This window comes from Nonomuraea sp. NBC_00507, from assembly GCF_036013525.1.
Lineage (GTDB): Bacteria > Actinomycetota > Actinomycetes > Streptosporangiales > Streptosporangiaceae > Nonomuraea.
The window spans coordinates 6,066,790-6,089,190 of the sequence record NZ_CP107853.1; the positions used below are offsets into that span (position 1 = coordinate 6,066,790).

23 protein-coding genes are annotated in these 22,401 nt (G+C 70.8%); 9 read left to right on the forward strand and 14 right to left on the reverse strand.

Annotated elements, in window-relative coordinates; genetic code table 11:
• Nucleotides 1–90 precede the first annotated feature (90 nt).
• The 4 genes from OHA25_RS29435 (at nt 91) to OHA25_RS29450 (ending at nt 1,587) form a co-directional block, all read left to right on the forward strand.
• The gene (locus tag OHA25_RS29435) at nt 91–483 is read left to right on the forward strand and encodes a hypothetical protein (RefSeq protein ID WP_327590681.1); all 393 of its coding nucleotides are present in this window, start codon (nt 91–93) and stop codon (nt 481–483) included.
• A 77-nt stretch (nt 484–560) separates the two neighbouring features.
• On the forward strand, nt 561–863 hold the full coding sequence (locus OHA25_RS29440; protein WP_327590682.1) for a YidH family protein: 303 nt from the start codon (nt 561–563) through the stop codon (nt 861–863).
• A 10-nt stretch (nt 864–873) separates the two neighbouring features.
• Nucleotides 874–1,209: a DUF202 domain-containing protein gene (locus OHA25_RS29445; RefSeq protein WP_327590683.1), complete on the forward strand. Its 336-nt coding sequence runs from the start codon at nt 874–876 to the stop codon at nt 1,207–1,209.
• Nucleotides 1,210–1,257: 48 nt separating this feature from the next.
• On the forward strand, nt 1,258–1,587 hold the full coding sequence (locus OHA25_RS29450; protein WP_327590684.1) for a hypothetical protein: 330 nt from the start codon (nt 1,258–1,260) through the stop codon (nt 1,585–1,587).
• 101 nt (nt 1,588–1,688) lie between these two features.
• Here the strand turns inward: OHA25_RS29450 and OHA25_RS29455 are convergent, their stop codons facing one another.
• Complete coding sequence (locus tag OHA25_RS29455; protein WP_327590685.1) at nt 1,689–3,533, reverse strand: ABC transporter ATP-binding protein; 1,845 nt, start codon at nt 3,531–3,533, stop codon at nt 1,689–1,691.
• On the reverse strand, nt 3,530–5,314 hold the full coding sequence (locus OHA25_RS29460; RefSeq protein WP_327590686.1) for an ABC transporter ATP-binding protein: 1,785 nt from the start codon (nt 5,312–5,314) through the stop codon (nt 3,530–3,532). Before OHA25_RS29460 ends, OHA25_RS29455 begins: the two co-directional genes overlap by 4 nt.
• 145 nt (nt 5,315–5,459) lie before the next feature.
• Between OHA25_RS29460 and OHA25_RS29465 the strand changes: the two genes are divergently transcribed.
• Entirely contained in the window at nt 5,460–5,939 is a 480-nt protein-coding gene (locus OHA25_RS29465; RefSeq protein WP_327590687.1) for a nucleoside deaminase, read from the forward strand.
• Between the two features lie 26 nt (nt 5,940–5,965).
• On the opposite strand, the gene OHA25_RS29470 is transcribed toward OHA25_RS29465, so the two are convergent.
• Nucleotides 5,966–7,081 carry a ferritin-like domain-containing protein gene (locus tag OHA25_RS29470; RefSeq protein WP_327590688.1) on the reverse strand — a complete coding sequence of 372 codons (1,116 nt, stop codon included), beginning with the start codon at nt 7,079–7,081 and terminating at the stop codon, nt 5,966–5,968.
• Between the two features lie 83 nt (nt 7,082–7,164).
• On the opposite strand from OHA25_RS29470, the gene OHA25_RS29475 reads away from it, so the two are divergent.
• Complete coding sequence (locus OHA25_RS29475; RefSeq protein WP_327590689.1) at nt 7,165–7,803, forward strand: TetR/AcrR family transcriptional regulator; 639 nt, start codon at nt 7,165–7,167, stop codon at nt 7,801–7,803.
• A 3-nt stretch (nt 7,804–7,806) separates the two neighbouring features.
• Here the strand turns inward: OHA25_RS29475 and OHA25_RS29480 are convergent, their stop codons facing one another.
• A complete protein-coding gene (locus OHA25_RS29480) occupies nt 7,807–8,265 on the reverse strand; it encodes a transglycosylase SLT domain-containing protein (RefSeq protein WP_327590690.1) in 459 nt (152 codons plus the stop codon).
• A gap of 334 nt (nt 8,266–8,599) precedes the next feature.
• Entirely contained in the window at nt 8,600–9,004 is a 405-nt protein-coding gene (locus OHA25_RS29485; RefSeq protein ID WP_327590691.1) for a transglycosylase SLT domain-containing protein, read from the reverse strand.
• A gap of 187 nt (nt 9,005–9,191) precedes the next feature.
• Here OHA25_RS29485 and OHA25_RS29490 point away from each other — a divergent pair, with 187 nt between their 5' ends.
• Complete coding sequence (locus OHA25_RS29490; protein WP_327590692.1) at nt 9,192–9,677, forward strand: glutathione peroxidase; 486 nt, start codon at nt 9,192–9,194, stop codon at nt 9,675–9,677.
• A gap of 12 nt (nt 9,678–9,689) precedes the next feature.
• Here OHA25_RS29490 and OHA25_RS29495 read toward each other — a convergent pair whose 3' ends face one another.
• From OHA25_RS29495 to OHA25_RS29530, 8 genes are read right to left on the reverse strand one after another with little or no spacing between them, the layout of a single operon-like run.
• Complete coding sequence (locus tag OHA25_RS29495) at nt 9,690–10,574, reverse strand: SMP-30/gluconolactonase/LRE family protein (RefSeq protein ID WP_327590693.1); 885 nt, start codon at nt 10,572–10,574, stop codon at nt 9,690–9,692.
• Nucleotides 10,571–11,992, reverse strand: coding sequence for an aldehyde dehydrogenase family protein (locus tag OHA25_RS29500; protein ID WP_327590694.1), 1,422 nt, complete (start codon nt 11,990–11,992; stop codon nt 10,571–10,573). Before OHA25_RS29500 ends, OHA25_RS29495 begins: the two co-directional genes overlap by 4 nt.
• Nucleotides 11,993–12,009: 17 nt before the next feature.
• Nucleotides 12,010–12,624 carry a bifunctional 4-hydroxy-2-oxoglutarate aldolase/2-dehydro-3-deoxy-phosphogluconate aldolase gene (locus OHA25_RS29505; RefSeq protein WP_327590695.1) on the reverse strand — a complete coding sequence of 205 codons (615 nt, stop codon included), beginning with the start codon at nt 12,622–12,624 and terminating at the stop codon, nt 12,010–12,012.
• 5 nt (nt 12,625–12,629) lie between these two features.
• Nucleotides 12,630–13,772 (reverse strand): galactonate dehydratase, encoded by a 1,143-nt coding sequence (gene dgoD / locus OHA25_RS29510; RefSeq protein ID WP_327590696.1) that lies wholly within the window; start codon nt 13,770–13,772, stop codon nt 12,630–12,632.
• On the reverse strand, nt 13,769–15,835 hold the full coding sequence (locus tag OHA25_RS29515) for an ABC transporter ATP-binding protein (protein WP_327590697.1): 2,067 nt from the start codon (nt 15,833–15,835) through the stop codon (nt 13,769–13,771). Before OHA25_RS29515 ends, dgoD begins: the two co-directional genes overlap by 4 nt.
• A 15-nt stretch (nt 15,836–15,850) precedes the next feature.
• Nucleotides 15,851–16,666: an ABC transporter permease gene (locus OHA25_RS29520; RefSeq protein WP_327590698.1), complete on the reverse strand. Its 816-nt coding sequence runs from the start codon at nt 16,664–16,666 to the stop codon at nt 15,851–15,853.
• Entirely contained in the window at nt 16,663–17,619 is a 957-nt protein-coding gene (locus tag OHA25_RS29525; RefSeq protein WP_327590699.1) for an ABC transporter permease, read from the reverse strand. Before OHA25_RS29525 ends, OHA25_RS29520 begins: the two co-directional genes overlap by 4 nt.
• Nucleotides 17,620–17,622: 3 nt before the next feature.
• A complete protein-coding gene (locus OHA25_RS29530; protein WP_327590700.1) occupies nt 17,623–19,191 on the reverse strand; it encodes an ABC transporter substrate-binding protein in 1,569 nt (522 codons plus the stop codon).
• A gap of 225 nt (nt 19,192–19,416) precedes the next feature.
• On the opposite strand from OHA25_RS29530, the gene OHA25_RS29535 reads away from it, so the two are divergent.
• Nucleotides 19,417–20,535 carry a mandelate racemase/muconate lactonizing enzyme family protein gene (locus tag OHA25_RS29535; RefSeq protein WP_327590701.1) on the forward strand — a complete coding sequence of 373 codons (1,119 nt, stop codon included), beginning with the start codon at nt 19,417–19,419 and terminating at the stop codon, nt 20,533–20,535.
• Between the two features lie 29 nt (nt 20,536–20,564).
• Nucleotides 20,565–21,470, forward strand: a complete 906-nt coding sequence (locus OHA25_RS29540) for a dihydrodipicolinate synthase family protein (RefSeq protein ID WP_327590702.1) — start codon at nt 20,565–20,567, stop codon at nt 21,468–21,470.
• A 60-nt stretch (nt 21,471–21,530) separates the two neighbouring features.
• Here OHA25_RS29540 and OHA25_RS29545 read toward each other — a convergent pair whose 3' ends face one another.
• Entirely contained in the window at nt 21,531–22,400 is an 870-nt protein-coding gene (locus OHA25_RS29545; RefSeq protein ID WP_327590703.1) for an NAD-dependent epimerase/dehydratase family protein, read from the reverse strand.
• Nucleotide 22,401 lies beyond the last annotated feature (1 nt).

Below are 22,401 nucleotides of genomic sequence, written 5' to 3' on the forward strand. Positions count from 1 at the left end.
CGAACCATAGTCATTCCGATATGCAAGCTGGTGGAGGCCCGTGCAGTCGGAGTCAGCCGCTGATCCGGGGTGCTTGGGTAGGGTCGAAGTATGCGACTCCACAAGAGCCGGTTCGTGCCCCTCGCCGCCTTCGCCCTCTGCATCGCCGCCGCCGCCGGGTGCGGCGAGGTTAATCAGACCATCGACAAGGCCCAGGCGTGCCTGGAGGCACCGAAGATCGTCAGCGAGCTGGGCGCCCAGATCGCCAACCTCACCAACGACCCCCAAGCCATGGACAAGGCCCTGGACGACGCCGCGGCCAAGCTCAACGACGTGGCGGACAAGGCCACCAACACCACGATCAAGCAAGCCTCCGACGACCTCGCCAAGACCCTGGGCGGCATCACTGTCAATGACGTCAACGACGCCGTCGACGCGACGCAGAAGGTCGCCACCGAGGGAGCCGCGTACGTGGAGAAGGTGACCAAGGCCTGCACCGGCTGAGAGCTGAATCCCGGCTTCTCTAGGGGAAATGGGGACGAAATATCGTTTTTCCTATGGAACCCGACCCGCGTTTTACCTTGGCCAATGAACGAACCTTCCTCACCTGGCTGAGCACGGCGCTGGCGCTCAGTGCGGGTGGGGTGGCCATGGCGGCGGTGCCTGCCGACGTGTTCGTGCCATGGATCCGTACCGCACTCGCCGTCGTGCTCGTCACGCTCTCCGCGCTGGCCGCGGGCATGGCCTACCCGCGCTGGCGCAACATCCAGCGAGCGCTGCGCAACCAGACGCCGCTGCCGCCGCCCGCGCTCGCCGCCGTCTTCGGCTACGGCGTGGCCGCCGTGGCCGTGATCGCCCTGATTCTCATCATCCTCTCAGCATGAGGCGGCGAGGATGACTCGCGAAGAGGAGGTCTGGGATCGCGGGCTACAGAGCGAGCGCACCAGGCTCGCGTGGGTGCGCACGGCCGTGGCTCTGGCCACCGGCGGGCTCGGCGCGACCGGGCTGGCGGCCAGGAGCGGCCTGCCGGCCCTCGCGGTCGTGGTCTTCGCGCTGGCCGCGCTGTGCGGCGGCGTGCTGCTCATCAGGACCAGGACCCGGTTCCGGCGGGTGCAGGCGGCACTGCACGGCGGCAGGCCGCTGGACCCCGGACTGGACGTGGTCTTCGCCTGGCTGGGCACGCTCAGCGTGGTCGCGGGTGCCCTGACCTTTGTGTTCACCATTCGGTGAGTCCGCTTGCGAGATTCCGGCGAGCAGGCGGAAACTCGAAGCAAGGGGGTGACCTCGTTGGAAGAAGAACGCAGGATCGTGCCGTTCGAGTGCCGCAGTTGCTGGCACGTCTGGGAAGAGGAATACCTGGTCAGGCACGTCGACGATCAGCACGGCAACGAAGCGGAGATCTGGTTGCGCAATGGGCTGCCCGTGCCGCCGCCGTCGCCGGGCGCCATCTGCCCGCGGTGCCGTCGCCAGGACAGCACCACCTTCCCTGAGGGCTACCTGTCGCGTCATCCGGAGTTGATCCCGCCGGAGAAACCGGCGGCGCCCGATCCGACCCCGCTGCTCAGCCCGGTGCCGCGTCCACTCTACTGGCAACCTGACACACGGTGAGGATTGCCTGACGGCGAGTGTCGCAGGCATGTGCGGGAGGTGGCCGAGCCGGACAGGGCGTCCGCTGAGTGGACACCGCTGTCCGGTCGGCCACTGGTCGCCTAGCTGCTGAGACTGTCCAGCCAGGCCTGGTGCAGACCGGCGAAGCGGCCCGAGGCGGCGATGAGCCGGGCCGGTGGCCCGTCCTCGACGATCTCGCCTCGCTCCATGACCAGCACCCGGTCGGCGATCTCCACGGTGGACAGCCGGTGCGCGATGATCAGCGCCGTGCGGTCGGCCAGGATCGTCCGCAGCGCGCGCTGCACCAGGCGCTCGCTCGGCACGTCGAGGCTGGAGGTCGCCTCGTCCAGGATCAGCACGGCCGGATCGGCCAGGAACGCCCGGGCGAATGCGACGAGCTGCCGCTGGCCGGCGGACATGCGGCCGCCGCGCTTGCCGACCTCGGTGTCGTATCCGTCGGGCAGGCCGGAAATGAACTCGTGGGCGCCGATCGCCTTGGCCGCCTCGCGCACCTGACGATCGGTCGCCTCCGGTCGGCCGAACCTGATGTTGTCCGCGACCGTGCCGCTGAACAGGAAGTTCTCCTGCGTCACCATGACCACGGCCTGGCGCAGCGTCGGCTCGTCCAGTGTCCGCAGATCAACGCCGTCCAGCAGCACCCGGCCCTCGGTCGGGTCGTAGAAGCGGGAGATCAGCTTGGCCAGCGTCGTCTTGCCCGCGCCCGTCGCCCCGACCAGCGCCACGCTCTGCCCGGCCGGGACCGTCAGGTCGAGCCCCGGCAGGATCGGCATCTCCTCGACGTAGGCGAACCTGACGCCCTCGAAGCGCACCTTGCCGCGCGCCCTGCCCTGCGGCAGCGGCTGCGGCTTGCGCGGCTCGGGCACCGACGGCTCCTCCTCCAGCACGCCGGACAACTTCTCCAGCGCCGCGCCCGCCGACTGCAGCGTGTTGTAGAACTGGCTGACCTCCTGCATCGGCTCGTAGAACTGGCGCAGATACAGCAGGAATGCGGCCAGCACGCCGACCTTGACCTCACCCTGGAGCGCCAGCCAGCCGCCGTAGAGCAGCACCCCGCCGATCGTCAGGTTGCCGATCAGCTTGATGCCGGTCATGAACGTCGCGCCGAGCCGCATGCTGCTGGCGTTGGCGCCCCGGTAGTCGTCGTTCAGCTGCTGGAAGATCTCCTGGTTGCGGGGCTCGCGGCGAAAGGCCTGCACGGCGCGGATGCCGGTCATCGACTCCACGAAGTGCACGATCACCAGCGCCACCGTCTCCCGCGTACGCCGGTAGACGAGCGCCGACTGCCGCCGGAACCACCGCGTGAAAAACACCAGCAGCGGCAGCGGGATCAGCGCGACCAGGCCCAGGTGCACGTCCAGGATCAGCAGCAGCACGGCCGTGCCCACCATGGTCAGCACAGCCTTGACCAGCGCGTCGAACCCGGACTGCAGCAACTCGGCGATGGCCTCGATGTCCGAGGTCAGCCGCGAGATGACCCGCCCGGACGTGTATCGCTCGTGGAAGCTCAACGACAGCCGCTGGAAGTGGTCGAACACCCTCCTGCGCAGCTCCAGCAGGGTGCTCTGGCCGATCTTGCCCGACAGCCGCAGGAACGCCTGCCGGGTCAGGGCCTGCGTCACGGCCGCGGCCAGGATCACCCCGACCACGGTCAGCAGGATCGCCGCGCCCGACCCGCGGGTGATCGGCGGAATGCCCTCGTCGATGCCGACCGAGACCAGGAAGGGGATGGCGAGCCCGGCCGCGTTGGACACCACGATGATCGCCACGAGCAGCGCGATCTGCTTCCGGTACGGCTTGAGCAGGTCGCCGAGGAGCCGGCGGGAGCGCGCCCGCAGCAGGATGGAGACCTTCTCCGAGAGCTCGTCCTGCTCCTCGGAGGCGACGCCGCGCCAGGACGCCGAGGTCGGCGTGGTCGTCGTCGTCATCGCAGCGCTCCTTCCGACGCGTCGTCCAGGTCGGCGTCCTGGGCCAGCAACTGCCGGTATTCGGGCACGTCGGCCAGCAGCTCGTGGTGCTGCCCGACGTGCGTGATCGTGCCGTCGCGCAGCAGCGCCACCTTGTCGGCCAGCAGCACGGTGGAGGCCCGGTGGGCGACCACGATGCCGGTGGCGTCGCGCAACACATGCCGCAGCGCCTCTTCCACCAGCGCCTCGGTCTCCACGTCGAGCGCGGACAACGTGTCGTCGAGCACGAGAATCCGCGGCTTGCTGAGCACCGCCCTGGCCAGGGCCAGGCGCTGCCGCTGGCCGCCGGACAGGGACAGGCCCTGCTCGCCGATGCGGGTGTCGAGGCCCCATGGCAGGTCGTACACGAACATGGCCTGCGCCGTCTGGATGGCGTCGGCCAGCTCCTCCTCGGTGGCGTCCAGCCGGCCGAGCGTGAGATTCTCGCGCACGCTCATCGAGAACAGCGTCGGCTCTTCGAACGCGGTGGCCACCACCGATCGCAGCGTGGTGAGCTCCAGGTCGCGCACGTCGTGCCCGTCGATCGTGACCCGGCCGTCGGTGGGGTCGATCAGCCGGGGCACCAGCGCGGTCAGCGTCGTCTTGCCCGCGCCGGTCGCGCCCACGATCGCCACCGTCTCGCCGGGGCGCACGTCCAGCCAGACGTCGTGCAGCACTGGCCGGTCCGCGCCGGGGAAGCGGAACCCGACGCCTTCGAAGCGCAGGTGGCCGCGCGGCCTGGCGATCGTGTCCGTCCCGCCTTCGATGGCCGGGACGGTGTCCATGACCTCCATGAGCCGGTCGGCCGAGGTCATGGCCTCCTGGCCCATGGCCAGGATGTAGCCGAGGCTGGCGATCGGCCACACCAGCTGCAGCATCAGCGTGGTGAACGCGACCAGCGCGCCCAGCGTCAGCGCGCCGGAACCGACGGCCAGCGCGCCGAGCAGCAGCACCATGGCCAGCGTGATGTTGGGGATCACCTCGAGGAAGGCGAAGAACTTCGCCGACAGGCGCGCCTTGTCCATCGACGTGCCGTAGACCTTGAGCGCGGCGTCGTCATAGCGGTCGTAGACGTGGTGGCGGCGGCCGAACGCCTTGATGGTGCGGATGCCGAGCGCGGACTCCTCGACGAGCGTGGCGAGGTCGCCCTGCTCGTCCTGCACCTGGCGGGAGATCCTGATGTAGCGCTTCTCGAAACGCAGCGACGTCCAGACGATCGGCACGGATGAGGCCAGCACCAGCAGCCCGAGCGGCCAGTACTTGTTCAGCAGCAGCACGGTCACCGTGATCAGCTGCAGGATGTTCATGACCAGGAACAACATCCCGAAGCCGAGGAAGCGGCGGATCGTCGACAGGTCGGTCGTCGCCCGGGATAAAAGCTGGCCGGACTGCCACTCCCCGTGGAAGCCCATGGGCAGGCGCTGCAGGTGCTCGTAGAGGTCGTCACGGATGGCGGTCTCCAGGCCGAGCACCGGTTTGACCTGAGCCCACCGTCTGAGCAAGATCAGCAGGGCCTCGACGACGCCGACGCCGATCGCGAGCAACCCGAGCGGGAGCAGCCCGTCGGAGTCGCCGTGGGCGATGGGACCGTCGATGACCCTCTCGCTGATGAGGGGGAGGGCGATGCCGGCTCCGATGCCGACGATCGCGGCCAGCCAGATGAAGACCAATCTGGTGACGTAGGGGCGGAGGTAGGACTTCATCCGCCACAGGGAGTTGGAGGACAGCAGGGGACGGCGAGGTGTGTGCGTATCGGGAGGCATCACTTCTAGGTTAGTACGCGAGATCAAGCCATTTTTGGTGGCGCGGAGGTGCGTTTCCTGTGCCTGACGTGGGAAAACGTGAGGAATCATGCCCTTTCGGGCGGGCCGTTACGCTCATGGTGATGAGGCGTAGGATGAGGGACTCGTGATCAACGAATCAGACCTGCCGCACCTGCGCCGCTGCGTCGAGCTGGCCACGCGGGCCCTGGAGGTGGGCGACGAGCCGTTCGGCTCCGTGCTCGTCTCCGGCGACGGCGCCGTCCTGGCCGAGGACCACAACCGCGTGGCGTCCGGAGATCGCACCCAGCATCCGGAGTTCGCGCTGGCCCGCTGGTCGGCGGCGCACCTGACGCCGCAGGAGCGGGCCGCGGCCACCGTCTACACCTCCGGCGAGCACTGCCCGATGTGCGCGGCCGCCCACGCCTGGGTGGGGCTGGGACGGATCGTGTACGTGGCGTCCTCGGAGCAGCTCGCCGCCTGGCTGTCCGAGCTCGGCGTGCCCGCGCCACCGGTCCGCACGCTGCCGATCAACGACGTCGCGCCCGGCGTGGAGGTGGAGGGACCTGTGCCCGAGCTGGCGGATGAGGTACGCGACCTGCACCGCCGCTTCCACAGCGGCGGCTGACCGGCTTCCAGCCGCGGGCCACGTGGCTAGGACTCCTGGCCGAGCGCGATCGTCTCGGCGACCTCGGTGTGCCGCTCGGTCTCCTCCTGCGCGAAGCGCTCCGCGTCGAGCTTGTCGGCGATCTCCTCGTCCTGGTTTATCAGCGCCTCGAGCGACTGGCCGGCCATCTCCAGCACGCCCATCTCCGCGTACGCCTGCTGCAGCCGCGGGCTCCACAGCCCGATGTCCTTGACGCACGGCACGATCCTGCTGAACAGCAGCGACCGGAACAACCTCAGGTACTCCGAGTGCTCGGTCGCCTCCATGGCCTCGTCGACCTCGGATGTCGACAGGCCTAGGTACTCCCAGGTCTCCTTGCCGCGCAGCCGGTCGCGCATCAGGTAACAACCCTCGATGACGAAGTCCTCGCGCTCGCGCAGCTCGCTCTCCGACAGGCTCCTGTAGTAGTCGCGCAGCGCCATCCGGCCGAAGGCGACGTGCCTGGCCTCGTCCTGCATCACGTACGCGAGGATCTGCTTGGGCAGCGGCTTGGTCGTGATGTCGCGCATCACCCCGAACGCGGCCAAGGCCAGCCCCTCGATGAGGACCTGCATGCCCAGGTACGGCATGTCCCAGCGCGAGTCGGTCAGCGTGCTGTCCAGCAGCGCCTTGAGATGCTCGTTGATCGGGTACGCCAGCCCCACCTTCTCCTGCAGGAACCGGGCGTACGTCTCGGCGTGGCGGGCCTCGTCCATGGTCTGCGTGGCCGCGTAGAACTTGGAGTCCAGGTCGGGGACCGACTCCACGATCTTGGCCGAGCAGATCATCGCGCCCTGCTCGCCGTGCAGGAACTGGGAGAACTGCCAGGCCGCGCCGTGCAGGCGCACCTCCCGGCGGGTCTGCTCGCCCATCCGCTCCCACAGCGGGGTGCCGTAGATGGCGATCGTCTGGTCGGGGATCCCGAGCACGTTGTACGGGTCGACCTCGAGGTCCCAGTCGATGCGCTTGGTCGAGTCCCACTGCTTGTCCTTGCCCTTCTGATACAGGGCCAGCATGCGATCTCGGCCGTCGTCGTACTCCCAGGTGAACCGGCTGCTGCCGGCCATCCGCACGTCCCAGGTGGAGAGCTCGGCGGGGATGGTGTAGAGATCGTGCGTCGACATGGGACCTCCGGGGGAGTTACGTACACCGTACGTCCATGGTTCGAGCTTGCACGTACGGCGTACGTCCGTCAATAGAATGAGCTATGCCCACGGAGCCCCTGTCGCGCAGCCGCATCGTCGCCGCGGCCATCGGCCTCATCGAGCGCGAGGGCGCCGACGCGATCTCCATGCGACGCATCGCGGCCGACCTGGGCGTCGGCGTGATGTCCCTCTACAACCACGTGCCCAGCAAGGACGTGCTGCTCGACGGCGTGGCCGAGGCGGTGCTCAGCAAGATCGAGTTCACCGACGACCCCGACGCGCACTGGACCGACCGCGTGCGGATGCAGGCACGGGCGTTCCGGCAGATCGCCCACCATTACCCGCGCTCGACCATGGTCGTGGTCAGCCGCCAGCTCCACTCCGCGGCCGGCCTGCTACCCGTCGAGCGGGCGCTGGCCACGTTGCGCAGCGCCGGGTTCGACGGGGCGGACGCGGTCAGGACCTTGCGGATGTTCATCGCCTACATCGTGGGCTCGCTGCTGCGCGAGGTCGGGGTGACGCCGACGTTCGCGCCCGTCCACACCAGGACGATCAAAGCCGACAGCGTCGATGCCGCTCTGTTCCCCGAGGTCAGTTCGCTGGCGCCGCTGCTGGACGAGTGCGACCACGAGGCCGAGTTCGAATTCGGGCTCGAGCTGCTGATCCAGGCCATTGTGGCGCACTCGGCGCGCAGCCGGTGAGACTCAATACCAGTTGTGCGACCTGAAGTGGCCCCATGCGCCGCACGGCCTGCCGTATCTTCCCTTGATGTAGGTCAGGCCCCACCGGATCTGCGTCTCCGGGTTGGACCTCCAGTCGCGGCCCGCGCCGCTCATCTTGCCCGCAGGCAGGGCCTGTGGGATGCCGTACGCGCCCGATGAGCTGTTGCGCGCGCGGTGGTTCCAGTTGCTCTCTCTGGTCCACAGGTTGTCCAGGCAGCGGAACTCCTGAAGGTTCCACGATCGCTGGACGACGTGGTCCAGGGCGATCTTCTTGTTCCTGCTTTCCGGCCGGATGGCCGGGATGTCCGGCTCCGCCGATGTGGTCCAGGTCCTGGTCCGGACCTGCGGCACCGACTCCGACCAAGCGGTCGTGGTGGCGCCGAACGCGGTGAACGCGGTGACGGAGATGAGAGTGCCGCTGAGTACACGTTTGCTGTCCAAGACGATCCTTGCTGTCGGGTCGCGTGCGGACAGGCGCACAAGCTTTCGCGCCCTGCTCGTCCGCGTCCGTGGCTCGGACGTGGAGGGTCCGCCCGGCCCTCCGGGATCTTGCTCCGCCCGATCCTGCTGGGCGGCCCGGAGGGCACCGCGACGTGTCCTTTAGCACGATTCCTATTACGCGCCGTCACCGCGGGTCATACATCTCGACACGCGAAGGACAGGTGTTTGTGTGATCGTTACGGATAAACGGCCGGCTCGCTGGGACGGGATTGCCCGGCCCGCCGCGCCTATGGTCTGCCCTTGCCACAAGAATCGGGCAAGCCTGGGGTTTGGCTCAGTACCAATGGTGGGATTGGAAGTGCGCCCACGCGCGACACGGCGTGCCGTACCGCTTCTTGATGTAGGTCAGGCCCCACTTGATCTGGGTGCGGGGGTTGGTCCGCCAGTCGCGGCCCGATGAGGCCATCTTGTGGGCGGGGAGCGCCTGCGGGATGCCGTAGGCGCCGGACGAGCGGTTGCCCGCCCGGTGATTCCAGCCGCTCTCACGGGCCCAGAGCTTCTCCAAGCACCTGAACTGGGCCTTGTTCCAGCCGCGCGCCGCCACCAGGGGCTTGGCGATCGACTTGTTCCTGCTGCTCGCGCTCGTCTGGGAGCTCTGTGCCTGTGCGGCCGAGGCGCCCCCTGCCGCCACGAGGGTGGCGGTCAGGACCAGGACGCCGGTACGGCGGAGCATGGGCATGCGGGTTCCCTTTCGAAGGGGGACATGGACCGCGCCACCGTGCCCGACAGAATCGCTTGACAGGGAATTGACGGATCAAACGAAGATCGCCAGTAAAGATTCCGATATATAGCAATTTCAGGGGTTTTGCCCGATAAATGTGGTCTGCGTCTCATTTTCGGCGCAACTCGTTCAGTAAGGTCTTCTCATGACCCTTAGCGAGATCCCTCTCCGTACCCTCACGGACGCCCCGACCACCCTGGCCGAGCTGTCGGCCGGCAAGGCCGCCCTCGTCGTGAACGTCGCCTCCCGCTGCGGCCTCACCCCGCAGTACGCAGGCCTCGTCAAGCTGCAGGAACAGTACGGTCCGCGCGGCTTCACGGTGATCGGCGTCCCGTGCAACCAGTTCGCCGGCCAGGAGCCCGGTTCGCCGGAGGAGATTCAGGACTTCTGCTCGGCGACGTACGGCGTGGACTTCCCGCTCCTGGAGAAGACCGACGTCAACGGCCCGGACCGGCATCCGCTGTACGCCGAGTTGACGAGCGTCCCGGACGCGGACGGCGAGGCCGGCGACATCCAGTGGAACTTCGAGAAGTTCCTGGTGGACGGAGAGGGCAACGTGGTGGGCCGCTTCCGTCCCCGCACCACCCCCGAGGACCCCTCCATCACCTCGGCCATCGAAAAGATCCTCTGATCCGGCCGGGCGTCAGGTCGAGGCAGCCGGTCCCTCGGTCTCTTGGGTGTACACACCCGGGGCCTGCCCCGGCGCCTCTGCCGGCACCGAGAAGATCGCTCCGGCGTGCGGCTGCTCGCGCAGTTCCGTCTCGGACAGGCCCACGCGGGCGGTGGTCACGTACAGCGTGCCGAGGCCGGGGCCGCCGAAGGCGCAGCTCGTCACCTTGCGCGCGGGGATCTCGACGGTCCGCGTCAGCCGGCCGTCCGGCGAGTACCGTTGGACGGCCCCTCCCTCCCACAGCGCCACCCACACGAACCCCTCGGCGTCGACCGTCAGACCGTCGGGACGGCCACGCTCGATGTCGATGAGGCGGCGACGATGCGCGAGCGCGCCTGTCTCCGGGTCGTGGTCGAAGGCGTCGACGCCGCCCGTGGGGGAGTCCGCGTAGTAGAACGTCCGCCCGTCGGGGCTCCAGCCGAGGCCGTTGGAGACCGAGACGCCGGTCACCAGGGCGCGCAGCGCGCCGTCGGGATCGAGGCGGTAGAGGGTGCCCGCGCCCCGGGTGCCGGAGACCAGGGTTCCGGCCCAGAAGCGTCCCCATGGGTCGGCCTTGCCGTCGTTGAACCGTCCGCCCGGCGGGCTCACCGCGTGGAGGACCGTACGTCCCGAGCCGTCCGCGGCGCAGGCGACGATGCCCGTCGCCGTCGCCAGCAGCAGACCGCCGCCGTGGCGGACGGCCACGGCCCCGACGGCCTCACCCGCCGTGAAGCTCACGTCCTCGCCGGTGGCGGGGGAGAAGCGGTGCACGCGGCCGGCCGGGATGTCCACCCACCACAGTGCCTGCCTTCCGGGGTCCCAGGTCGGGCACTCCGCCACCGTCGCCCGCGCGTCCAGCACCAGATCGGCCGCCGTCATGGGCGGGGCGCCGCGATGCTCTGATGGGCCAGGAACGGCAGCAGCCCGGGCAGCCCGCCCTCGTAGCCGATACCGCTGTCGCCGCGGCCGCCGAAGGGGATCTCCGGCGTCGCGGGGGTGGCGACGTTGACGCCCGCGATCCCCACGTCGAGCCGGGCCAGCAGGTCCGCACCCGCGGCGGCGTCGCCGGTGCAGACGTAGCCGGCCAGGCCATGCGCGGTGGCCGAGGCGTCGGCGATCGGCTCCTTCAGGTCGGTGAACGAGCGGACCAGTGCGATGGGGCCGAAGACCTCCTCCCGCCACTCGGGCCGGTCCTGCGCCGGATCGACGACCAGCGTCGGCGCGACGTACCAGCCGTCCCGCCTAGGGCCGTCACCCTGGTGCACGGACGCGCCCGCCGCAGCGAGCGCGGCGACGGCGCCTTCCAGGCGGTCGGCCATCTCCCGGGTACGTACGGGCCCGAGGGTCGTACGCTCGTCCAGCGGGTCGCCGGGGACCAACCGGGAGACCCGTTCGGCCAGGCGGGTCAGGAACTCCTCGCGTACGTCCTCGTGCACCCAGACGTTGTTCGCGGCGATGCAGGAGGCCCCGTTGTTGCGGAACTTCGCCACCATGAGCGTGTCCGCCGCGTCGTCCAGGTCGGCGTCGGGCAGCACGATGAACGGCGCGCGCCCGCCGAGCTCCATGACCACCGGCGTGAGGGCCGGACCGGCCGCCTTCGCGATGCTCCGGCCGACGGCGGTGGAACCGGTGAAATGCAGCAGGCGCACGCGGCGATCGTCCAGCCAGACGCCGGTGATCTCCGGTCCGTCCCCGGCCACCGTGTTGACCAGGCCGTCGGGGAGCTCGGCCTCGCAGATCTCGGCGAAGGCGAGGCTGGACAGCAGCGACAGCTCGGAAGGCTTGAAGACCACGGCGCAGCCGGCGGCCAGCGCGGGTGCGATCTTGCGGGCGGGAATGGAGACGGGGAAGTTCCACGGTGTCAGGACGGCGGCCACGCCCACCGGTCCGGTGCGTACGAGGTGCCGAAGGCCCGGGCGTACTGAGAGCACCTGGTCGGTGAGGGTGTGCGCCAGCCCGGCGTACCAGTCGAAGTAGTCCGCGGCCAAGGCGAGCTCGGCGCTCGCCTCGCGGAGGCATTTGCCCGTTTCGCGCGCGACCGTCTCGGCCAGGCCGTCGGCGGTGCGCAGCCGCCCGGCGATCGCGCGCAGCACCGCGCCCCGCCGCGGGGCCGGCGTGCTGCGCCATCCCTCCAGCGCGGCGGCGGCGACGTCCACGGCGCGTGCGGCGTCGCGGCCGGTGCCCGCGGCGACGTGCCCGATCGTCCGCCCGGTCGCGGGCTCCACCACCTCGTAACGGGGCCCGCCACCGGCATGGTGCCGGCCGCTCAGCCGCACCCCGGAGATGTCGTCCTGCATGATCTGTCCCTCCTGCGTCATTGGTCCTCGCCGCGCAGCACGGCCAGGTAGCGGAGCGCGCCGTGCGCCAGCCGGTCCCAGTCCCCGTCCCTGACGGCGTCCGCGTCGATCAGCCCGGCGCCGACCCCGACCGTCGCGCAGCCGGCCAGCAGGCACTGCCTGGCGAGCTCGGCGGTGAGCCCGCCGGTGGCGAGCAGCGGCACGTCGGGCAGCGGCTGGCGCAGTTGCCGGACGTACTCGGCGCCGGCGGGGGCGATGGGGAAGATCTTGACGAGGTCCGCGCCGGCGGCGTGCGCCCGGACGACCTCGGTCGGCGTGAACGCCCCCGGTATCGACACCAGCCCGGCCGCCTTCGTCGCCGCGACCATCTCCTCGTCCAGATGAGGGGAGAGCAGGAACGCGGCGCCCGCGTCCGCGGCGGCCTTGACGTGGGCCGGCGTGCGTACGCTGCCCGCGCCGATCAAGGCGTCACCGAACCGTCGCGACAGCCCGGCGATCGAGGTGAGCGCGCCGGGGCTGTCCATGGTCGTCTCAAAGGCCGTGACCCCGGTGGCGTAGAGGGCGTCGGAGGCCGCGAGCACGTCGTCAGGGCCCAGGCCACGGTAAATGATCAAAAGTTCGGGAAGATCCATGTCTCTCACCAGTTCGTGAAGGAGCCGTCAGAGCGCGACAGCCGCGGCGGCTCGTTCCAGGTCTCGGTACGGAAGGCCGCCAGCGCGTCGAGGTCGATCGGCAGGCCGAGCCCCGGCCCCTCCAGCGGCAGCAGGCTCCCGCCGCGCCACTCCGGCGCCGCGGGAAACACCTCGGGCAGCAGGTCGCCGGGACGGTAGGGCTGTTCCTGGACGCCGAACGCGGTGCACGCGAGGTTGAAGTGGAGCGCCGCGGCGGTGGCCACGGGGCCGAGGGGGTTGTGCACGGCCACGCGGATGTAGTGGGTCTCGCACCAGCCGGCGATCTTCGCGGCCTCGGTGAGCCCGCCCGCGATGCACAGGTCGATCCGGGCGTAGTCGATCAGTTCGTCCTCGATCAGCGGCCGGAACTCCCACTTCGACGCCAGCTGCTCGCCGGCCGCCAGCGGCACGGCGGTGCGTTCGCGCAGCCTGCGGTAGGCGTCGAGGTTCTCGCACCGCAGCGGGTCCTCGACGAACAGCGGGCGCAGAGGCTCCAGCTCGCGGCACAGCAGGGCGGCCTCGGGCGGATCGAGGCGGGTGTGGGCGTCGAGGATCAGGTCGACGTCATCGCCCACCGCCTCCCTGGCCGCCGCGAAGGACTCGACGCCCGCACGTACCGCCGCGCGGGGCTCGAACGTCTCTCCGGACGCGGGGAGTGCCAGCCGCAACGCCCGCCATCCCGCCTCGCGCAGCTCCGCGCAGGCCCGCGCGACGTCGGCGGGACCGCTTCCCGCCGGCCGTACGTGCGTGTAGCACGCAACGCGGTCGCGTACCCGTCCGCCGAGCAGGAGGTGCACGGGTACGCCGAGTGCTTTGCCCTTGATGTCCCACAGCGCGAGGTCGACCGCGGCGATCGCCGAGGCCACCACCCGGTCGGCGGGGAAGAAACCGCCGCGGGACATCAGCTGCCACAATCGCTCCGTGCGGAGCGGGTCCTGGCCGACCAGCAACGGCGTGAGGTGCTCGAGCGCCCCGCACACCGCCGCTCCACGGCTCGCGAGCCCCGACTCGCCTATGCCGAGCACGCCCTCGTCGGTGTCGACGAGCACGAAGAGGTACGTACGCCGCCCGCCCCGTACGGGCACCGCGCGAACGTCGGTGATCTTCACGCCGTCTCCTCGCTGAAGTGGCACGCCGACCAGCGGCCCGGTGCGACCTCGCGCGCGACCGGCCGCTCGGTGCGGCAGATCTCCCGTCCCGCCCGCACCGCGCACCGCGTGTGGAAGGGACAGCCGGAGGGAGGCGACAGCGGGCTGGGCACCTCGCCTGACAGCGCCACCCGGCTCCGCCGCCGCTCGACCGCGGGATCGGGCTCGGGCACCGCCGACAGCAGCGCGGCCGTGTACGGGTGCAGCGGCCGGGCGCACACCTCGCCGGCCGGCCCCTCCTCCATGATCTGCCCCAGGTACATCACGGCGATGCGGTCACTCATGTGCCTGACCACGGCGATGTCGTGCGCGACCAGCAGGTACGCGATGCCGAGCCGGTCCTTCAGGTCGAGCAGCAGGTTGACGATCTGCGCCTGGAGCGAGACGTCCAGCGCGGAGACCGGTTCGTCGAGCACCAGCACCGACGGGCTCACGGCCAGGGCCCTCGCCAGGGCGATGCGCTGGCGCTGGCCGCCGGAGAAGTCGCGGGGCAGCCGGGCCGTCATGGCGGGGTCGAGGCCGACCAGCTCCAGCAGCTCAGCCACCCTGCCTTCGGTCCGGCCAGGGCCCGCCATGCCGTGGACGCGCAGCGGCTCGGCCACCAGGCGGCCTACGGTGTGCCGCGGGTTGAGCGATGAGTACGGGTCCTGCAGGACGAGCTGCACCTGCCGGCGCAGTCCCGCCAGCCCGCGGCGGTCCGTGGACGTCAGGTCATGGTCCCTTACCAGCACGGACCCCGCATCGGGTTTCTCCAGGCCGAGCAGGATGCGCGTGAGCGTGGACTTGCCGCAGCCCGACTCGCCGACCAGCCCGAGCGTCTCGCCGGCGCCCAGCCGCAGGCTCACCCCGCGCACGGCCCTGACCTCGCCCTTGGCGCGCCGCACGATCCCGCGCCCGCGCACGGCGTAGCTCTTGTGCACCTCGCGCAGGACGAGGACGTCGGCGCCGGGCTCGTCAGGCTGCGACGAGGGGTCGGAGCCGGCCGGTTCGCCGCCCCGTTGCGCGGGCGCGCCCCCCGCCTGCGGGCGATCGGTCACGGTGAGGCGTAATCCGTCGGCGGTGACCCAGCAGGCGGCCCGGTGGCCGTGGTCCCGCTCGGTCAGCGGCGGAGCCGTGGCGTGGCAGCGGTCCTCGGCGAACGCGCAGCGCGGTGCGAAGGCGCAGCCGCCGGGAGGGCGACGCAGGTCCGGTGGCCGGCCGGGGATCGCCTCCAGCCGGTTCGCGCCGCCGGTGAGCCGGGGCACCGATTTGAGCAGGCTCCACGCGTACGGATGCCGCGGCGCGTCGTGGAGCACGGTCACGGGGGCCTCCTCGACGATCTTGCCCGCGTACATGACCAGGGCCCGGTCACACAGCCGGGCCACCAGGCCGAGATTGTGGGTGATGACGGCGATCGCGGTGCCCAGCTCCGTGTTCAGCCGCGCGAACACCTCCAGGATCTGCGCCTGTACCGTGACGTCCAGCGCTGTCGTGGGCTCGTCGGCGATGATGAGCGACGGGTCACCCGCCAGCGCGATGGCGATCATGACCCGCTGCCGCATGCCGCCGGAGAACTGGTGCGGATAGTCGGTCAGCCGTCGCGCGGGGTCGGGCACACCTACGAGCTCCAGCAACTCGGCAGCCCTGGCCCGGGCGCGGCGGTGGTCGTGGCCGTGGGCCCACACGGCCTCGGCGACCTGTTCGCCGATGGTCATGACCGGGTTGAGCGAGGACATGGGGTCCTGGAAGACCATGCCGATCTCGCCGCCGCGCAGCTGGGCGAGCTCGGCCCCGGACATGTCGAGGACCTCGCGTCCCCGGTACCGGATGGAGCCGGAGGTGATCCGTCCTGGGTCGCGTACGAGGCGCAGCACGCTGCGGGCGGTCACGGACTTGCCGGAGCCCGACTCGCCGACGATGGCGAGCGACTCGCCGGGATGGACGTCGAAGCCCACCCCGCGCACGGCCTGCACGCGGCCCTGCCGTCCTGGGAACTCGACTCTCAGGTCGCGCACCTGGAGGAGGGTGTCTCGGTGGTCGTTCACGAATTCTCCAGGGGGTCAGTAGCCGCGGCGCAGGGTCGCGTTGAGTGCGTCGCCGAGCATGTTGAGTCCGATGACCAGGCCCGTGAGCACGGCGATGGGCGCCAGCACGGCCCAGTGCTGCTCCGCCAGGTAGGGGAGCCCTTTCTCGATCATTCCGCCGAGCGACGGGGCGGGCGGCTGGATGCCGAAGCCCAGCAGGCTGAGCGCGCCCTCCAGGAACACGGCGCCGGCCGCCGACATCACGAAGTTCACCACGAGCGCGTCGACCGCGTTCGGCAGGATGTGCGTCACCAGGATCGCGGCGCGCGAGGCGCCCACGACGCGGGCTCCGGTGACGTACTCCCGCTCGCGTTCGGTGAGCACCGCCGTCCTGGTCAGTCGGGCGGTGATGGGGATGCCGCCGATGACGATGACGATCAGCACGGTGGAGAACCCGGGTCCGAGGAACGCGGCCAGCGCCGCGCCCATGATCACCGTCGGGAAGGCCAGTTTGACGTCGAGCACCCGCTGGATGAGGACGTCCACGATCCGGTGCGTGGTCGCCAGCAGCCCGACGGCGATGCCGATGGCCTTGCTGAGCGGCACTGCCAGGACAATGATGATCACGTCCTGCCTGATGCCGTACAACAGCCGGGACAGCACGTCCCTGCCCAGGTCGTCGGTGCCGAACCAGTGCCCGGCCGAGGGCCCTTCCAGCACCGCGCCTGCCTGCTGGAAGTCCGGCGCGTACGGGCTGAGCCACGGTGCGAGCAGGCCGGCCACGACCAGCACCAGCACGATCGCCGTGCCTGCCGCGCCTCCTGGGGAGCGCAGCGCGTGGGGCATTCTCATGACGCCTCGCCCTCCAGCCTCACGCGCGGGTCGAGCGCCGCGTGGATCAGGTCGCCGCCCACCTGTACGGCGATGAAGACGACGACGAAGTAGACCACCATGTCCTGGATGATCAGGTAGTCGTGGCTGACGACCGCGTTCGCCAGGACCTGGCCGAGCCCGGGCCAGGCGAACACCGCCTCGATGACGACGGCGCCGCCGAGCACGTGGCCGACGCGCATGCCCAGCACGGTGACGACCGGCGGCAGGGCGTTGGGCAGAGCGTGCCGCCAGAGCACCCGCCGGGCGGAGACGCCCTTGGCACGCGCGGTGTCGAGGTACTCCTCCTCCAACTGCCTGCGCAGCTCCGTCTCCAGGAACCTGCCCACGACCACCCCGGAATGCAGCCCCAGCGCGATGGCGGGCATGGCCAGGTACTGGATGCCGATCTCCGGGTCGGCCAGCAGCGGCTCACGGCCGCCGGCGGGCAGCAGGCGCACGGTGATCGCGAACAGCAGGATCAGCAGGATGCCCAGCACGTACTCGGGAACCCCGAAGATCAGCGCGCTGGCACCGCGGATCACCGCCTGGGTCGCCCGCCGCCGCGCCGTGGCGGCGGCGATGCCGAACGCCGCGCCGGTGAGGGCGGTGACGATCAGGCTGGCCAGCGCCAGCTCCGCGGTCGCGCCCGCCGCCGCGCCGAGGGTCCCGGCGATCGGGGCACCGGAGATGTAGGAGGTGCCGAGGTCGCCGGTGACCAGGCGGCGGGCCCAGTCCGCATACTGCTGCACCATCGGCCGGTCCAGGCCCATGCGTTGTTCCAGGGCGGCCACGGCGGCCGGATCGGCCTGGTCGCCGAGGATGACCGAGGCGGGGCTGCCGGGCAGCAGGCCGATGAGCAGGAAGACGACGACCGAGGTCAGGACGACGGTGAGTGCCGCGGTCGGCAGGCGGCGGGCGATGTAGGACAGCACGCGTCAGGCCACCGTGGACTTCCCCAGCAGCACGTCGTCCCAGACGGTGTAGTCCCAGGCGGAGACGCCGTTGGTGACCGCGGTGCTGGTGGCGTGCACGAGGTCGCAGCAGAACGCCTCGTCCAGGATGAACTCGGTGACGGCGTCGTAGGCCGCGCGCTGCTCGGACTCGCCCGTGGCGCGCAGGGCGGCCTGGGCGAGCTTCTCGTACCGGTCTGAGGCGAAGTTGAACAGGTTCTGTGTGGTCCGGTAGGGCATGGCGCTGTAGAGGAGGTTGGTGGGGGAGAGGTTGTTGTACCCGTGCTGGCCCATCCACATCCCCTCGAATGAGCGGCTCTCGATGCGCTCCTGCTGCTGGGTGGCGTTGAGCACGCGCAACCGCGGTTTGAGGCCGGCTTCGCGCAGGTTGAACTCGACGATCTCCGCGGACTTGCCGACCGGCTGTGCCGATTCCAGGATCAGCTCGGCGCCGTCGGCTCCGGCCTCCTTCAGCAGGCTCACGGCCCGGGTCAGGTCGCGGGCGTAGTGATCGGCGAGCCGCTGGTTGTGGGCCGGGCTGGTGGCCGACCAGGGGGTGGCGTTCGGGGTGGCCTTGCCGCGGTAGATCTCCTCCGCGATCCTGCGGCGGTCCAGCGCGTAGTGGACGGCCTGGCGCACCCGCTTGTCCTTCAGGGGGCCGGCGTTGACGTTGCAGCCGAGGTAGACGCCGGAGCTGTAGGTGTCGTACGGCGTCACGGTGAACGTCCGGTCGGACTCCACCTGCTTGAGCTCCATGGGGCCGACCCCGGTGGCCAGGTGCACCTGGCCCGAGCGCAGCGCCGACATGCGGGCCTCCGGCTTGGTGATCACCCTCACCAGGACGCTGTCGAGGGCGGGCCGGCCGGACTCCCAGTAGTTGGCGTAGCGGTCGAGCCTCAGGCTCGTGCCCTGCCGGTATTCGGCGAAGGTGAACGGCCCGGTGCCGATCACCCTGGCGCCGGTCATGAGCTCCTGGGCCGACTCCCTGTCCAGCATGATCATCAGGGAGAGCGCGTCGAAAAGGTTGTTCACCGGTTCGTCGAAGGCCAGCCGTACGGTGCCGGAGTCCACCGCCTCGACCTCGGAGAGCTGTTTGAGCAGCCACGCGAAGGCGAACGGCGGCTGCATGTCGCGCTGGAACTCCACGGAGAACCGCACGTCGTCCGCTGTGAACGGGCGACCGGAGTGCCAGGTGACGCCCTCGCGGAGTGTCAGGGTGGTGACGCGGCCGCCGTCGCTCGTCTTCCAGCTGGTCGCCAGCTCCGGGATCACCTCGTGCGTCTTCCTGTCGAGGCGGATGAGGCTGTTGAAGACCTGCCTGCGCCAGGTGGCGTTCTGCGCGGACTGGTTGACCACGGTCTTGGGGATGATGTCCGTGCCCTGTGCGATGACGAGCCGGCCGCCGCGCGTCCCGGTCGTGGCCGTCCTGTTCCTGGCCTCCCGTTCGACGGCGGAGGTGCAGGCGCTCGCCCCCAGCAGGGCGAGGCTCGCGGCGCCCCAGCGCAGGATGTCTCTTCGCGGCACCAAGCCGTCGGGAGGGGGCTGGTTGCTCATGGTGGAATACCTCCGTCGCGCGTCGGCCCGCGGGTCCGGGGCTCGTCCGGCCCGGCCTTCTGGCTGCTCGGCCGATTTAATTCCTGTCAGAAGTTAATCTCTCGGCAACGGTGCCGTCAAGACGTTCCGGGGGAGCGGGCCGATGTCCTGCCGCGCGTTGACGGCCACGGGCTCGACTATTATCTTCCGTAGACAACTTATAGATGACCAGATGGAAGGGCCCGTATGAGCATGCGCATCACCGACCTCCGCCTGCGCCGCTTCCGCGCCACTCAGCGATCGACATGGATGTTCCTCGAGGTCGAGACGGAGGACGGTCTGGTGGGCACCGGCGAGTGCTCCGACAGCGGGTGGCCGGAGCAGGTTCCGGAGACGGTCGGGCTGCTGGCGCCCCGCGTGCGCGGGACCGACGCGCTGGCCGGTGGGCAGGACCTCTGCGACCGGTTGCGCCGCGAGTGCGCGGCCCACGGCGACCCCCGGACGCGTTTCCTGCGTCGCACCGTCATCGGCGGCCTCGACATGGCGCTGGCCGACCTCGCCGCGCAGGCGCAGGGGGTGCCGCTGTGGCAGTGGATGGGAGGCGAGCGGCGGGAGGACGTCCCGGTCTACGCCAACATCAACCGCAGCGGCGGTCGGCGCCGGCCGCAGGACTTCGCCGTCAAGGCGGCCGCCGCGGTCGCCGACGGCCACGGCAAGATCAAGGTCGCCCCGTTCGACGGGCCGCCGCTGCCGGGTGAATCCATCGTGGACACCGGGCTCGCCATCGCCCGAGCCGTACGCGAGGCCATCGGTGAGGACGCCGAGCTGATGATCGACGTGCATCACAAGCTCTCCGAGGACGAGCTCGCCGTGGCCGTGCCGCGGCTGGACGACCTCGGTGTCGCCTGGCTGGAGGACGCTGTGGACGTCACCGACCCGGAGGCCATGCGCTGGCTGGCCGCCCGAGCCAAGGCGCCCATCGCCGGCGGCGAGACACTCCACACCGCGGAACAACTGGCCGCCGCCCTGTCCACGGGGCACCTGAAGGTGCTGCTGCTCGACCCCAAGTACACCGCCGGCGTGACGCCGCTGCTGCGCCTGGCCGAGCGGGTCACGGGCGTGGACGTGACGTACCACAATCCCTGCGGGCCGATCAGCACTGCCGTATGCGCCCATCTGTCGACCGTCCACCCCGGCTTCACGCTCGTGGAGTACATGTACGGCGAGGACGTGGACCGCGCCGCCGTGGTCAGCCCGCGCGAGAGCGTGACCGCCGCGAGCCTGCCCCTGTCCATGGCGCCCGGACTCGGTGTGGCCCTCGCCCCCGGCCTCACGTTCCTCCCGGACCTTCCGGAATCGGCGTGAGCGGCGGCGGCGCGGCGGAGGGAGGGCCGATGATCCGAGGCGTCAGCCCCGTGCTGCCGACTCCCTTCCGCGCCGATGGGTCCCTCGACCGCCGCTCCTTCGAGCGGCTGATCGCACACACCTGGGAACTGGGCATCGGCTCGGTCATGTTCCCGGGCTTCGCCTCGGAGTATTTCGCGCTGAGCGACCTGGAGCGGCTCTGGCTCCTTGCCGACCTGGCCGGGACCGTGCCACCGGGAGGCCTGCTGATCGCCTCCGTCGCCGAGCACGCCACGCACCTCGCCGTCCGGCAGGTCAGGCGGTACGCCGACCTCGGCGCGGGCGCGATCAACGTCCTGCCGCCCCACTTCTGCGACCCTCCCCACGCCATGGTCCTCGACCATCTGGCCGCGGTGCTTCAGGCGGCTGGGCCGCTCCCGGTGGTCGTGCAGTTCGCCCCGCGCGGCACCGGCACCCGGCTCGATCCCGGCGACCTCGCGATGCTGCGCGCCGACCACCCCAACCTCGCCGCGGTGAAGGTCGAATGCCGCTCGCCCGGCTCCTACATCCGTGCGCTCACCCGGCACGGCGTGCCGTGCCTGGCCGGGAACGCGGGCATCGACCTTCCCGAAGCGCTGGAGGCGGGGGCGGTGGGCGTGCAGCCCGGGGCCGGCTTCATCGAGCTCTGCCTCCGGATCCTGCGGCTGTGGGACACGGGGGAGCGCGCGGCCGCCCTGGACCTGCACGCGCGGCTCGCCGCCTGGCTGGAGTCGTGGTGGCCGGTGCCGGGCGTGCCGCTCGCGATGGGCAAGGCGATCGCCTGGCGGCGCGGCCTCATCGACGAGCCGCACTGCCGGGCGCCCGGCCCGGCGATCCCCTCCGGCCCGGGAGATCCGGCTCTGGCCGACGTGGACCGGTTCATCCGCGAATTCTCCCTCGACCGCCACACCCTGTAATGACGGTGGCCGGTCCTTTGCCGGGCGCCCGCCGTCGGGGTGCGGGCGCCCGGGCCCCGGTCACGCCGAGACGCGTTCCGCCTCGCGCCAGGTGAACTCCGGGCGCCAGCCGAGCACCCGGGCCGCTTTGCGGGTGTCCCACAGGGACGCGTGCCCAGGCAGCGGCCGGCGGATGACGGTGTCCGGGTGGTGGCGGCGCAGGAGCTCTTCGGTGGGTACGTCGCTCAAGGTGTCGGCCGCGGCCACCCCGAACACCTCCCACCCGATGCCGTCGGCGGCCACCGCTGCGGCGAAGGCCCGGGCCAGGTCCCGCACCTCGACATACGCCCACAGGCCGCGACGCAGGAAGCCCGGCTCCACCCGTTCCCTGAGCACCCGCTCCCGCAGCAGGCCGGGGGTGCCGATGGCGGGGAAGCGCAGCGCCGCGACCGACAGCCCGGTGGCTCGGTGGAACATCGCGCACGCGGCCTCGTCGGCCTGCTTGGACAGGGCGTAGCCGTCCTGCGGACGTGCCGGGTGCTCCTCGTCGAGGGGCGCGTACAGCGGGGACAGCTCGTGCGGCCCACCGGAGATGCCGAGCACCGACCCGCTCGACGCCGTCACCACGCGCGGCACGCCCTCGTCGGCGGCGGCGTCGAGCACGGCGTAGGTGGCCGCGGTGTTGGTGGTGTAGATCGTGTGTCCGGGGCCGGTGCGCGGGTTCGGCATGGCGGCGAGGTGGATGACGGCCTGGGCGCCCCGGAACACGGGCCGCAGTGCCCCGGGGTCCCTGACCGGCATGGTGTGCACCCGCACGCCCGGGGGCGTCGGCGCGGCCTCGCGGTCCACGCCGACCACCGGGACGCCCGCCGCCACCAGGTGCTCGACGACGGCTCTGCCGAGCCGCCCCGCCGAGCCGGTGACGACGACGGCGTCCTGCCGATCGATCATG